Source organism: Lentzea kentuckyensis (genome assembly GCF_002150765.1).
Taxonomy (GTDB): domain Bacteria; phylum Actinomycetota; class Actinomycetes; order Mycobacteriales; family Pseudonocardiaceae; genus Lentzea; species Lentzea kentuckyensis.
In genome coordinates, this window is sequence record NZ_MUYM01000070.1 from 65534 (window position 1) to 78150 (window position 12617).

The window sequence follows — 12617 nt, forward strand, 5'->3', positions numbered from 1 at the left end:
GCAAAAGGAAGTCCAGCTTTGCTAGCTTCATCCTCCCTTGTAGGGCATCATTGAGCTCAGATCCGGAGAAAGTATCGATAAGAATGAGCAAGCGAGCTTGGTCGTCTGCTGATGAAATTGTGGTGCTATTCATCTGTGCCACCCCAATTGAAGTGGCATTCATCTGAGAGCGCGCATGCGCGGCCTACGAGAAGAAAAGTGTCTCGGGCATACAACGGCACCCGGTCGATTGATTGAGCGTCGGAAGAAAACGTTTTGTGTAGCTCACTGAAGATCGCATTCGCCGGGCTGGGCGTTTCGCTGCGTAGCTGTATCACTATTCGGCGAGCGGTGAGAATCAGGCGCCTATCTAGGTCGCGTTCGATGTCTGTGTTCGCTGGCCATGTGCCCAGTGCCTGTTCACTCAGGCGATGACTATCCGCTTGTGCTCGCAAATACTGTGCGTCCTCGATGGTTTCACGCGCTGCAAGTCCTGTCCGTAGCTTGCGCACCAAGGAAGTTTGCAAGCCTTGTAGATCTTGGGTGATATCTTGCAGAAGTATATGGTCAGGTCGTATCAAGCGTTGCTTGATGTCCGAAAGGCTTAGATTCGTTACGCGCTTCCGGTCGACCCGATCAGAAGCGTCGGGAGTGGTTACGAGGAGCGGCCAACGCTGTCCAAGTTTGCCTTGCATTGCGAGTTGTGTGCGGCGGCAAAGTTCGTCGTAAAGTGCTTTTGTCTCTTTGTTTGTAAGTTGATCTCCTAGCTCCGAAAGCGCTGAGATGTTGCGCACCTCAATGTCGTCACGTCGTGGAAGCTGTCGAACTTGAATCCGCTTAAGAAATAAGGCAGCCTCTTCCTCGGAAATGCTCAAGTGGCGCGCTACTCGCTTGACGCACTCCGGGCGATTTCCGCCTTCGCCTCGTGAGAGTTCTTTTAGATTCTCGTCACCGGGGTCTAGATAGCCTTCAAGGCAGGCCGTAAGGCGATAGTTGATGTCTCTTGATGAGCTCTCCTGCAGTGTCTTTTCAGTTCGCCAGAGACTCTTCAATGCCTTGGAGGCTATTAGGTCGGTGAGTGACCACGGTTCAACTGCATCGCGGGTTTTCACTTGCTGGAAGTCCCATGCGACACCGCTTTCGGGATCGGTTAGGGCCTTGTTTGCGACGACGATATCTTCGATATGTTCGCATGTGACATGAAGTACAGGACCACCGGCAAGCATTTGTATGACGGGGCGCAGTGCCGCATGCACTTGGTATACGAAACGTTCCAGTGTTCCAGAGCCCGAGTCGTCCGGTGCTGTGGTTTCGATGGGGTCCGCCATCTATCCCCCCAGGGCTCTCTGGTCATCCCTACATCAACATCTTCAGCACCCTCATATCAGACAGTCAGAGGTTCCTGTTACACAGCGGAACGAAGTTCACTCAGTTGGCTCGCTGTGTTACTCGGGGTTGGGTCAGCCAGCGTCTAGCTGATGAGCCGCCGCGTTCCCGCCAGCCGGCGTCATGTTCAGGTTGGCTGTCGGGCCGCAGCCTTCGTTTAGAGACTCGTCGGTTGTCGCACCGTCGCGAGTCTGTGTCGGATCTGCCCCGCCATCGGCGTCCGCTCCAAAACAGAGGCTTCATGTCGGCTTTGTGCGCCTAGATCGGGTTCTGGTCAAGCTTCAGGCGCCTGAGGAGTTCGACCGCGTTCGATTCGGCCTTGGTCCCGCGGGCTGCTTCAAGTAGGCCGACCAGGGATAGAAGCGCGTAGTGGTTGAGGTGGAACAGATGCCGCATCAGGTCCTGGGCCGCCGGGCCGTCGACTCGCACGCACTCGCCGTTCGGCAAGCGGTCATCAACGATCACGGGGTGGCCGTCGACATCCCTGCCGACGCCGAACCGCGTGGAGGTATTGGCGAGCTTGCGCAGAAGATCCACCTGAGCGTCGAAGTGCGCTGCTTGCTGCCACGTCATCCGCACCTGGATACCATCGCACACGCGTTCGAATGAAGGTCAACCTTCGTTCGGTCGTGAATAGTCCCGGCGACCGGTGGAAGAGTGTCCAAACTGGACTGACTTGGGCCGTCCTGGGGCCGTGAAGCAACGCTATGAGACGACAAACGACGCTGACCGACGAGAGAGGTTTTCGCTGGTCAGCGTCGCTTGCAAGGCTCGGACCTCAGCCCAGCTTGGTCTCCCAGAAAATCTTGTCGATCTCTGCGTGGCGTTCAAGAATCTGCGTTCTTCTTACGCATCTTTTGCGCTCGCTCAAACCATGGTCGGACATCGTCGTGGCGGCCTAGAGCGTTCAGAGCAAGGCCGAGGCTGCTCAGGCAGGTGGCGACATGGGGGTGATTAGGGCCGTAGGCAGCCTCGTAGATGCCAATGGCGCGTTCGAACAGCGGCCGAGCGGCGTCGGGCCGGCCCAGGTTATTCAGTGCGAGGCCGAGGTTGGTCAGGCATGTGGCGACGTCTGGGTGATGTGGGCCGTAGGCGGCCTCGTCGATGGCGAGGGCGCGTTCGAATAGCGGCCGTGCGTCGGACGGCAAGCCCAGGGCGCTTAGAGCGCTGCCGAGGTTGCTCAGACAGGCGGCGACCTCAGGGTGTTTGGGGCCGTAAGTGGCCTCATAGATGGCGAGCGCACGCTCGAACAGCGGCCGTGCGTCGTCGTGGCGGCCTAGAGCGTTCAACGCGCTGCCAAGGTTGCTCAGGCAGGTGGCGACGTGGGGGTGTTTGGGACCGTAGGCGGCCATGTCGATGGCGAGGGCGCGTTCGAATAGCGGGCGGGCGTCGGACGGCAAGCCCAGGGCGCTTAGAGCGCTGCCGAGGTTGCTCAGACGGATGGCAACGTGGGGGTGGTGTGGACCGTAGGCAGCCTCGTCGATGGCGAGGGCGCGTTTGAACAGCGGTCGGGCGTCGTCTGGACGGCCGAGTGCGGTCAGTGCACTGCCAAGGTTGCTGAGACAAGTGGCGATTTGTGGGTGGTTGGGGCCGTAGTCGTCTTCGTAGAGGGCGAGAGCGCGCTCGAAAAGTGGTCGGGCATCGTCTGGGCGGCCATGAGTTTGTAGGTACGTGGCGGTCCGATCGAGCAGCCAAGCACTGTGCGGGGTGGTTACAGTCGATCCGTCGCTCAGATCGTGATGCACCGCGAGGGCATGAGGAAGTAGGGCACGCCATCGGGGCCAATTCTTTGGCGTTGCGATGATCTCGGCGGGCAGGTCTGCCGTGAGCAGCGCTTGGCTGACGACCCTGGCAGCCTCTAAGTCTTCTGTGGCTGGCTCCGTTCTTGTTCGGTTGCGTAGTGAGTGCTGGAGCATCCGATGTGCGATCGTCACGTCAGCGGAGTCCCGCCGGACCAGGAACCAATCGACGAGCCTTCCGACCGTGTCTGCCCAGCTCAGAGGGTCGGCCGCCGCGCCGGCCAAGGGCTGTGGGAGTACATCGGGGTGATTGGTGAACAGATCAAGCGGAATAGGTTCGGGCGCGAGCCATGCCAGTAGATCGAGCAATTGGACGGCAGCGGGATGTTGCTCGGTCAGAGTTGCGAGCGACAGGCTCCACAGGGTCGCCAGTGTCTCTTGACGTCCGTCAACCACCCCGCGGCTGATCATGTCGACAGTGTGGGTGCGCAGCAGCGACACATAGTCCGTCGGCCAAAGTCCCGTGACTTCCAGATAAGCGGACGCTTGTTCGATCGCTAGTGGGAGATCGCCGAGCAGCTCCGACAACTCCTCCGCCGTCTCCTGGGTGATAGCAGGTACCCTGCGCCGAAGCAGGCTGATGCTCTCAGCGCGGTCCAAGACGTCCACGTCTAGCACCGTGCCGAGAGCGCCGAATAGAGCCCTGCGAGTCGTGATCAGCACCTGTCCTGCGCCAGAGGGAATATAGGGACGTATGTCGTTGGGGTCTTCGGCGTTGTCGAACACCAGCAACCACCGCTGTTCACCACGCAGGGCGGCCAATACCACTGCGACGACCGACGCTGGATCGGTATCCGTTCCCATCACTCTTGCCAGCTGAGCCAGGTGATCAGGAATCAGTGCAGGTTGCGCTGACGGGATCCACCACACCACGTCGAAGTCACTGGCGAAGCGGTGCGCATACTCGATGGCAATCTGGGACTTGCCCACTCCGCCCAGACCACGCAGTGAGTGCACCGCGACAGTTCCTGACGAGTGCATCGCATCGCGCAGCCGTGCTATCGACTCGGAGCGCCCGGTGAAGTTCGGATTACGTGCAGGCACGTTCCAGACTGCTGGCAAAGCACCCGGAAACCGCGGTGCCGATGCCAAAGCCCGGCTCCCGCCAGGAAAGCCAGGGCGAGCCTCAGGCTTCATCCGGCCGCCGACAGCACCTCGGACGATCTGGTGGAGCCGCTTGCGGGCTATCGCTTCCCCGACACCGAACAAGTCCGCCGAGACGACCGACCCCAGTAGACCCGGCCGTTCACAGTCCTGTACCCGCAGTACCAGCAGCTTGCGGTCCTCCCCGAGCGGATCGTCTCGCCACGCCGCCTGCCACTCCACGGCCCCGTATAGGGAAGATATGTATGCCGTCGACAGTACTGCGATCGTTCGCGCAGTCCGTCTCACGCCCTCATCTATGCGTGCGACCCAGTTGGTCCCCGGCACCATGTCCCACGCCTGCACCAATACCCGGTGCCCACGTTTTTCCAGCTCCCATGCGATCCACTCAGCCCATGCCCGATCGTCCTGGGTGTAGGACACGAAGAAGTCCCACCCGCTGTCATCAGCCACCCGCCACCGCCCATCAGTCTGCAACCACTCAGATCGCTGATTGGGCAGACCCAGTTACCGTCGATCGCGAAGATGGCTGGGCAACGCGCTGCGCTCAACACGGATGCAGTAGCAGGACAGTGGATTGGCCGCGCTGCGACGGTGATGCCAAGGCGTGCCGCAGACGGCACCATCCGCTCGCTCGTTTGCTGCATGATCGCGATGCCGGTTCGTGCGGGACAGCTGCGGGACACGGGTCGCGTTCGGTAGACCTTGTGCAGGTCAGGGATCTGAGTGACTTGGTTCCAAGCTCCGCACGATGGAACTGCGCGGCTAGACCTCGCCCACGCAGTCTGCTTCGAAGGCCCCCGTCAACGACGCCGGGGGCCTTCGTCGTGCCCTCGGCGGATTCCCGCCAGGGCACTCGTCAGTTCCAACTGGTCGCTACGCGGCCGGGCTGGTGCTTCGTACGGCCTGTCCGGCCTTGGTCTCCGGCTTGGTCAGAGCCTGGACGGCCCTGGGGAGTGACTCCTTGCCGGAACCCGCTGACATCGAAGCGCCGGCATCGGTGACTACGACTTTGCCGCCGATGCCGTTCCAGGCGGAGGAGACGATCCAGTTGACGTCCTTGAGCGTTGCTCGAGCCTGGGCGATCCCCTCGGCGTCGTCGCGGTAGAACGCTGCTCCCAGGCTCGCCAGTGCCACGCGGACCGCGATGGTGCGGATCACCCGCGACTTGTCCGCGAGGACCTGTGCGCCGCCGAAGTGCCCGAAGATCTCACCGAACCATGTGACGGCGGCGGTGTGGAGCTTGTCGAAGTCGACGCCTTCCCACTCCTCCTGTCCCTTGCGGGCGATGCTCTTCGTCTTGGCGAGAGCCTTCTGCGGGCCGATGGCGATGGACTTCACCATCTGCTCAGCGTGCGTCAGCAGGATCCACTCGTTCTGCGACTGGTGAGTACTGGTCAGCTGCCTGCCAGTCGTAGCGACGCCGATCTTCAGCTCGTCGAAGATCTTCTTGGTGGCACTGATCCACTTGTTGCGCGGGTCCAGGTTCGCCTTTGTGATCGTGTCGACCGGCGTCCCCTCGAAGTTGAGATCCACGAACATCTGTGCTGCGTGGTTCGTGGTAATCCCGTGGTAGATCTCGATGGTGACCAGCTGGTTTAGCAGTTTGTCCTTGAGCGCCGCGGGAACGCTGGGGTCGGCGTTGATGAGGATTCCGGCCTGGTGCCGGCATTCACCGTCGGCGAGGGCGCCGCGTCCCAGGTGGCCGTAGTCGTAGATGGTCCACGGGCTCGGGACGCCGTCGATCGAGATGTTGGCGTCTCGCTCTTCGAACGACTCCGGCCACACGGCCACGAAACCCGGCAGAACGCCGAACGCCTCGGTCGGGCTGACCGCGAATTGTTTCAGCAGGTACTCGCGCAGGGCGCCCGTCGTGTTCTTCATCTTCGCGGTCGGCACGAGCCTGGTCACCGGCACGGACTTACCGCCAACGCTGCGACGTTCCAGGTTCGCCTTGAGGAACGGCCGCTGCATCATTCCGCGCATGGGAGCGAGCACCTCAGCGCGCGGGTCGACGGACTTGCCGTCGGCCAAATCGCGCATCGCTTCCTCGAGCACCAGCCCTGAGATGTGGTTGTCGAGAACCCACTGGAACGGAACAACGGTGGTGAAGTGGAACTCGCTGCGGCGAATCCCGGTAATCGTCTTGGGGATGAGCACTCTGGTCCGCTTCCCTCGTCATCTGTTGATCTTGGCGCTCTGATGCGGCGGCTCGTGGCTCGCGATGCTTTGGAGCACGCACGCATGCATGCCCTTGTCGTTCGCGGTGTGACCGACAGCTCGAGTGAGCGAGAAGCGTACTCGAGTTCAACTTTTTGGTGCCATCCAGGTCGCTCGAGTGAGAGATCCACGATCAGGGTGTCGCGTATGGGCGTGTGTGATCATCATGCTAATGTGCCGCATCTCGCAGAGGAACGTTATCGCGCGAGATAACGGACATCTCTCGCAAGACGAGAGCGGCTCCCTCCGCATGCAGGCAGAGGGAGCCGCTGTGATCTCCGTTAGCGCTCTCAACAGGCGTTACCTGCGCAATTCCAAGCGAGGAGTCGCAGGAAACGCTGCCGTCAAGTTGTCTATTCAGAGGAGATCAGTGTGTCACAAGGCCAGCCGCCGAAGCACGACGAGCCGGATGACTCGAAGCCGGACGACTCAAAGCCTGAGAACCTCTGGCGCTTCCTGCGCGAAGGCCCGTCCACGTGGCCCGGTGTCATCCGGAGCCTCGTCCTCGCCGCAGGTCTCACCCTGCTCGGCGTCGTGGTGCTCGCGTTCGTGGTCTGGAAGGGAGTCCAGCTCGAGTTCCCCGGCGTGAACGTCGGTCCGGCGCAGATGTTCGCCGTGGAGCTCCTCGGCTGAGGTGCGCGCCCTCGGATCTTCGAAGGCCCTCGTCGACGCGGGGGCCTTCGTCGGTCTTGTCTCGTGCCGCGCAGCGATGCGAAACCCGGCACGGCTCGTCACGCGCAACGGCTCCATACGTTGGTTCCGCTCAGCAATACATGCGCACGAGAAGCGTAAGGAACGGAGCTGAGCGCAGTAGCGTTGGGGGAGTGCCCAACATTCTCGTGATCGGCTTCGACCCGCACACCATCCCCGGCTTCGACGCGGCCCCGGTCGCGGCCGCCATCGAACAAAGCAGCAAGGCGTTCGCCGAGCTGGGCCTCGCCGAAGACCTCTTCCTCATCGACTTCGCCGAACTGGACGGCCGCGCCCAGGCCAAGCTCGTCGAGAAGCTCGGCCAGAGTCAGTACGACGCAGTGGTGGTCGGCGGTGGCATCCGCAAGGGCCCCGGCCTGTTGGAGCTCTTCCAAACCGTGGTCAACCTCGTGCACTGGCACCAGCCGGACGCGGCGATCACCTTCAACGACAGCGCCGGCGACAGCCCGGACTGGGTGCTCAAGGCGCTGGAGCAGCGGCGAAATCGCTAGCGCCGGGCGATAGTTTCGAGAGCGTGCCAAACGTTCTCGTCATCGGATTCGACCCCGACACCATCCCCGGCTTCGAGCCCGGAGCCGTCGCCGCGCAACTCGACGAGGGCAGCAGGCGGTTCGCGGAGCTGGGGATGGTGGAAGAGCGGTGCCTGATCGGCTTCGGCGAACTGGACGGCGTTGAAACCGTGATCGTCGAACGGCTGCAGAAGAAGCAGTACGACGTCGTGGTGGTCGGCGGCGGCATCCGCAAGCCGCCGGAGCTGCTCGGCCTCTTCCAGACCATCGTCAACCTCGTGCACCGCCACCAGCCGCAGGCCGCCATCGCGTTCAACAGCGGTCCGACCGACAGTGCGGACTGGGCGCTCAAGGCGCTCGAACAACGGCACTAGAACACGGTCCGCCAGGCCCACCAAGCCAGCAGCCCCAGGCCGAACAGCACCCCCAGCACGACCCACGCCAGCAGCACCTCGAACGCGCCCTCACCGACCTCACGGCCCCACCACTTCAGCGAGCGCCAGAAGCGGTATGGCGCCGAGTACAGCCATGCGAAGAATCGGCGCTGCCACCAAGGGCGCGATGCCTCAAGCCGTGCCTCACGCACGGCCCGACGCGCTGCCTCACGATCGTGGTCCCCCATGAGGTTCATAGTGCCGTGAACCCCCAGAGGCCCGTATCCGTAACCCTCTTCAGAACAGCACTAAACGCTGTCCAGCGATCAAGTCCGCGCAGGTCAGCGTCACACACTCCAACAACACTACGAAGCGTGACTGCATCACTCGATCGCGTGGTCGTCGACCTAACCCATAACGAGAGCCGGGCTTACGCCGAACTAACAGACAGCTCCGCCAGTTCGTCAGGAGGCAACGATGAACTTAAGCAGGACGCAAGCGGCTCGCTGACTGTCTGTTAGCAGCGCATGGCCCAAGTCATCGGAAACGTGACGAGAGTCACCCAGCGGGCGCTCAGGCTTGCCTGCGCTCGTGACGCGAGGTTACGTTCTCGCCCGCCGATAACGGTTTGGTCACCGGCAGGACACAGGAACCACAGTGCATAGGGTCCTAAGTCCGGTCCGGAATCCCCCGCCGAGCAAGTCCGGTGGCCAAGCTCCCCGACGCAGGAGGCTCCCCCTTGGCCCGGCACAGCAAGGCCGCCGGCCGAACCGTGTACACGGTCGTGCCCACAGCTGAAACGAAACCCGGCGCTCACCGCGTCGAGGACGACAAGGTTCCGCTCGCTCACCGCGTGAGCGCGATCGTCGTCGCAGCAGGTGTCGCCGCCGGCACCGCCGCCATCGCCAACGCCGCTACCAGCGGGTCGTCCACCGAACTGGCCGCTGGCGCCGCCGAGCTGGGAGCCCTCCCGGACCAGCAGGCCAAGTCGATCCAGACGGTTCACGACGTCAATCCTGGCAACCAGGTCGGCAGGCTCCTGCAGTTCCAGCAGATGTACGCGCAGCAGACGTTCGAGCAGGCCACCAAGGTCGCCGCGGACGCCCATGCTCAGCGCGAGGCGGCCGCCAAGGCCGAGGCCGAGCGTCAGATCGAGATGCGCAAGCCGGCCAAGCAGCGCGAGGTCGAGGGCTGGATCAAGGAAGCCATCAAGGTCCTGCAGGCCAACGGCACGAACATCGACAACAACAGCGTCGATGAGATCTACACGATCATCATGAAGGAGTCGAACGGCAACCCCAACGCCGTGAACAACTGGGACTCCAACGCGATGAGGGGCACGCCTTCCAAGGGCCTGATGCAGTGCATCGACCCGACGTTCCGCGCCTACAAGCTGCCCGGCTACGACAACATCCTCGCGCCGGTCGACAACATCATCGCGGGCGTTCGCTACACCTACGCGCGCTACGGCGGCTTCCAGAACCACCCCGGCCTGGTCTCCATTGGCCTGGGTGGCGGGTACCGGGGGTACTAAAGAGGCCAATCACGCCGTGTCGGGGTGCGCGAAACCCATCGGCGAGCGATGCTGTCAAACAGGTTCACCCACAAGCATGGCGGCCCTAGCGGGCGCACGCCCGGTAGTGCTCCCATCGAAGCGATTTCCCGAACGCAGGGAGTGGCCGATGAACGAGCAACAGGCACGCGACGACGAGCTGGCGAAGATCCGCTCGGAGGCGACGAGTTGGCTGGCCAAGATGGCCAAAGCCCAGCAACGTCCCAAAGTCGAACAGCGGAGGCCTGAGCACGACGCCATGACACCCGCGAAGAAGTAAGGACAGCAGCACCCCAACAGGGAGCGCCTCGGCTACGGCCGGGGCGCTTCTGCTTTGAAGGCCGACCACAGCAGGTTCAACGGATGGTCCGCCGGATGCTTCGACAGCTCGTCCGTTCGGGCGAAAACGCCCACCAGCCGCTCCAGCGAGTCATCTGAGAGCTCGACGACGCGAAGCCCTCCGCCCTCCCGGAGTTCGTTGTTCGACGCCACCACGCCCAAACCAGACGTCACGATCATGGCTCCCTGGACCAGGTTCGAGCGCAGCAACGAGATGCCGTACTGGATCTCGTCGATCTCGGCCGCGATGTCGAGCCCCTGCCGGTAGTCCGGCCCGAACCAGCCGCGCAGGAACTCCGCGATCAACCCGGCCCCCGGCACCACCAACGGCACCGAGCGCAACGACGGCACGCGCACGCGATCTCCGACGACGGTCGTCGGCAGGTTCGTCAGCAACGCCAGCCCGCCGCGCCGCCACTCGATCACGTCGAACTCGGGACGCTCCCAGCCCGCGCCCGCCCGCGTCACGACGCTGCCGCAGACGATGTCGACCTCCTGCGTCTCGAGCTTCGTCCAGATGTCCTTGGTGCGGATGTGCACGACCTTGAGGTCCACGTCGCGCTCCCGGAACTCGTCCGCGACGTGGTGCCACGCCTTCGCGAGCGTGTCGAGCATGTATCGGGTGGTGCCGACGGTGACGGTCGTGCCGAGCTTGCGGCGGCACTCGTGAATTCCGTCGAGCCACTCCGCGAGTGTCTCCCGCGCCAATTCGACGAGCGACTCACCAGTAGGCGTGAACAGCACGTCTTTTCCGCGTCCCTGCTTCACCACGAGCGGTTCGCCGCACAGTTGCTGGAAGTTCCTGTTCAACGTGTCGATCTGCTTCTGAACGCTCGACTGCTCACGTCCCAGCGCCCGCGCCGCCCGCAGGGCCGAACGGGTCTCGTGCACCGTCAGGAGCGTCCTGAGCTGGTCCATTGTGGTATCCAGGAGTGCGCCGGGCATGTTCAGCAGACGGTGCAGCGAGGTGCTGGTGGGAAGCACCAACTGGGACGAGCCGGACATCGAGACCCTCTCTGGTGTTCTACCGATCAGTTGAACTGAACTTGACCGCATTTCGCTGACAAATTATCTGCAGATCCTGTTGGCAAATCCCTGGACACATATCGTGCGGTGTACAAAGCTATCTGCGGCGACCACGCGTGGGAGCCGATTCCGGGGGGAATCATTGGGGGGTGGGGGTCCGCCAGGCGCAAGCCGGCGGGCCCCCAAGTATTACCCTCGCTGGTTGTGACCGTTTCCGCTCGCCCGGACAGTGTTGTCCTGAACTGGGGCACCACCTACCGGGTCACCGTCCTCGAACTCGGGCTCGCCTGCTGTGGAGTCGAGGTGATGGCAGCTCTCGACCGCCTTCCCGGCCTCGGCGTCACGCCGGTCGACGGCGCGGGCGAGGCACACGTTCTCGTGGTCTCCGGCACCGTCACGGACGCCATGTTGCCTGCTGTGATCCGCAGTTACGAGGCCATGCCCGAACCCCGCTACGTGATCTCCGTGGGCGCCTGCAGCAACACCGGCGGCCCGTACTGGGATTCCTACAGCGTCACCAAGGGGATCGACCAGGCCCTGCCGGTCCACGTCGCCGTTCCCGGCTGCCCGCCGCGGCCGGAAGCGCTGCTCGAAGGTCTCAAAGCCCTGCACCGGCTGGTGAGCGCATGACCGCGAAGACCGCGTTCGGCCAGACGGTCCACCACGTCGAACTCACCGACTGGCTCACCACGGCCGCGGACCACCACGCGAACGGCTGCGTGATGTTCGACTGGCTCGGCGTCGAGGACGCCGGCCGGCCGGGAGCCGCCGGGCAACGCCACGCGGTGTTCCTGCACGTCATCAACCCGCGGACGCGCGAAGGCGTGATGCTGCGGACCGAACTGGGCCAGGCCGACGCGTTGCCGAGCATCGCCCACCTCTGGAAGGGCGCGCGCTGGCACGAGCGCGAGGCCGCGGAGATGTTCGGCATCACCGTAGACAGCGAACCCGAGCACCTGCTGCTGCCCGAAAGCTTCCAGGGCCACCCGCTGCGCAAGGACTTCGTGCTGGCCTCGCGCGTCGTGCGTCCCTGGCCGGGCGCGCTCGAACCGGGTGAGGACAACACGAGCGCCCCGAGCCGCCGCCGCACCGCACCACCTGGCGTGCCCGACCCGTCGTGGGGCCCGCGCAGAGAACGTGCCAGTGAAGAGGAGCAGTCGTGACGAACCTTCCCCCACGCACGAGGGGTGTCATCGCGCTGTTGGACGCCAACTGCACGGTCTGCATGATCTGCGCGCGCGAGTGTCCTGACTGGTGCATCCACATCACGAGCCACACCGAGGTCGAGCAGCAGCCCGGCTCAGCGAGGCCGCGCAGCCGCAACGTGCTCGACCGGTTCGCGATCGACTACGGCCAATGTCTCTACTGCGGCATCTGCGTCGAGGTCTGCCCGTTCGACGCCCTGCACTGGGCACCGGAGTTCGGCTATCCGGGAACGGGCTCGATCGAGGGCGAGGGCGCCGTCGCGGAACTCGTGCACGAACGGGACGTGCTCGCCACGTGGGTCGAGAAGGTGCCACCGCCGCCACCGCTCGACCCGGCCGCGGAAGCCGCGCCGGAAACGGCCACCGGAACCGGCAGGCGGCCTGGTTCGTTGAGAGGTAGGACGTAAAGACCC

Annotated in this window: 13 protein-coding genes and 1 pseudogene; 8 read left to right on the plus strand and 6 right to left on the minus strand. The window is 63.5% G+C overall.

Going from position 1 to position 12617, the window contains the following annotated elements; genetic code table 11:
• Positions 1–125: 125 nt before the first annotated feature.
• From B0F77_RS30240 to B0F77_RS30255, 4 genes are all read right to left on the minus strand, one after another.
• Positions 126–1307 (minus strand): dsDNA nuclease domain-containing protein, encoded by a 1182-nt coding sequence (locus B0F77_RS30240; RefSeq protein ID WP_086666402.1) that lies wholly within the window; start codon positions 1305–1307, stop codon positions 126–128.
• Positions 1308–1623: 316 nt separating this feature from the next.
• A complete protein-coding gene (locus B0F77_RS30245; RefSeq protein ID WP_143466970.1) occupies positions 1624–1938 on the minus strand; it encodes a hypothetical protein in 315 nt (104 codons plus the stop codon).
• 254 nt (positions 1939–2192) lie between these two features.
• Positions 2193–4721 carry an FxSxx-COOH system tetratricopeptide repeat protein gene (gene fxsT, locus B0F77_RS30250; RefSeq protein WP_143466971.1) on the minus strand — a complete coding sequence of 843 codons (2529 nt, stop codon included), beginning with the start codon at positions 4719–4721 and terminating at the stop codon, positions 2193–2195.
• Positions 4722–5144: 423 nt separating this feature from the next.
• Positions 5145–6428 carry a ParB N-terminal domain-containing protein gene (locus tag B0F77_RS30255; RefSeq protein WP_086666405.1) on the minus strand — a complete coding sequence of 428 codons (1284 nt, stop codon included), beginning with the start codon at positions 6426–6428 and terminating at the stop codon, positions 5145–5147.
• 432 nt (positions 6429–6860) lie between these two features.
• Here B0F77_RS30255 and B0F77_RS30260 point away from each other — a divergent pair, with 432 nt between their 5' ends.
• From B0F77_RS30260 to B0F77_RS30270, 3 genes are all read left to right on the plus strand, one after another.
• Positions 6861–7121 (plus strand): hypothetical protein, encoded by a 261-nt coding sequence (locus B0F77_RS30260; RefSeq protein ID WP_086666406.1) that lies wholly within the window; start codon positions 6861–6863, stop codon positions 7119–7121.
• A gap of 191 nt (positions 7122–7312) precedes the next feature.
• Positions 7313–7690 (plus strand): hypothetical protein, encoded by a 378-nt coding sequence (locus B0F77_RS30265; protein ID WP_086666407.1) that lies wholly within the window; start codon positions 7313–7315, stop codon positions 7688–7690.
• A 23-nt stretch (positions 7691–7713) separates the two neighbouring features.
• Positions 7714–8082, plus strand: coding sequence for a hypothetical protein (locus B0F77_RS30270; RefSeq protein WP_086666408.1), 369 nt, complete (start codon positions 7714–7716; stop codon positions 8080–8082).
• On the opposite strand, the gene B0F77_RS30275 is transcribed toward B0F77_RS30270, so the two are convergent.
• The gene (locus tag B0F77_RS30275; protein WP_143466972.1) at positions 8079–8330 is read right to left on the minus strand and encodes a hypothetical protein; all 252 of its coding nucleotides are present in this window, start codon (positions 8328–8330) and stop codon (positions 8079–8081) included. The genes B0F77_RS30270 and B0F77_RS30275 overlap by 4 nt on opposite strands.
• Before the next feature lie 935 nt (positions 8331–9265).
• Here B0F77_RS30275 and B0F77_RS50955 point away from each other — a divergent pair.
• Both B0F77_RS50955 and B0F77_RS48120 read left to right on the plus strand, forming a co-directional pair.
• Positions 9266–9616 (plus strand): annotated as a pseudogene (locus B0F77_RS50955) (transglycosylase SLT domain-containing protein); the annotation flags it as partial.
• A gap of 148 nt (positions 9617–9764) precedes the next feature.
• Positions 9765–9914, plus strand: a complete 150-nt coding sequence (locus tag B0F77_RS48120; RefSeq protein WP_158102858.1) for a hypothetical protein — start codon at positions 9765–9767, stop codon at positions 9912–9914.
• Between the two features lie 32 nt (positions 9915–9946).
• Here B0F77_RS48120 and B0F77_RS30285 read toward each other — a convergent pair whose 3' ends face one another.
• On the minus strand, positions 9947–10978 hold the full coding sequence (locus tag B0F77_RS30285) for a LysR family transcriptional regulator (protein WP_086666410.1): 1032 nt from the start codon (positions 10976–10978) through the stop codon (positions 9947–9949).
• 225 nt (positions 10979–11203) lie between these two features.
• Here B0F77_RS30285 and B0F77_RS30290 point away from each other — a divergent pair, with 225 nt between their 5' ends.
• The 3 genes from B0F77_RS30290 to B0F77_RS30300 are packed head-to-tail and all read left to right on the plus strand — an operon-like array spanning position 11204 to position 12611.
• Positions 11204–11629 (plus strand): NADH-quinone oxidoreductase subunit B, encoded by a 426-nt coding sequence (locus tag B0F77_RS30290; RefSeq protein WP_211294130.1) that lies wholly within the window; start codon positions 11204–11206, stop codon positions 11627–11629.
• Positions 11626–12162 (plus strand): NADH-quinone oxidoreductase subunit C, encoded by a 537-nt coding sequence (locus B0F77_RS30295; protein ID WP_086666411.1) that lies wholly within the window; start codon positions 11626–11628, stop codon positions 12160–12162. The genes B0F77_RS30290 and B0F77_RS30295 overlap by 4 nt, the downstream gene beginning before the upstream one ends.
• A complete protein-coding gene (locus B0F77_RS30300) occupies positions 12159–12611 on the plus strand; it encodes a 4Fe-4S binding protein (RefSeq protein WP_086666412.1) in 453 nt (150 codons plus the stop codon). Before B0F77_RS30295 ends, B0F77_RS30300 begins: the two co-directional genes overlap by 4 nt.
• Positions 12612–12617 lie beyond the last annotated feature (6 nt).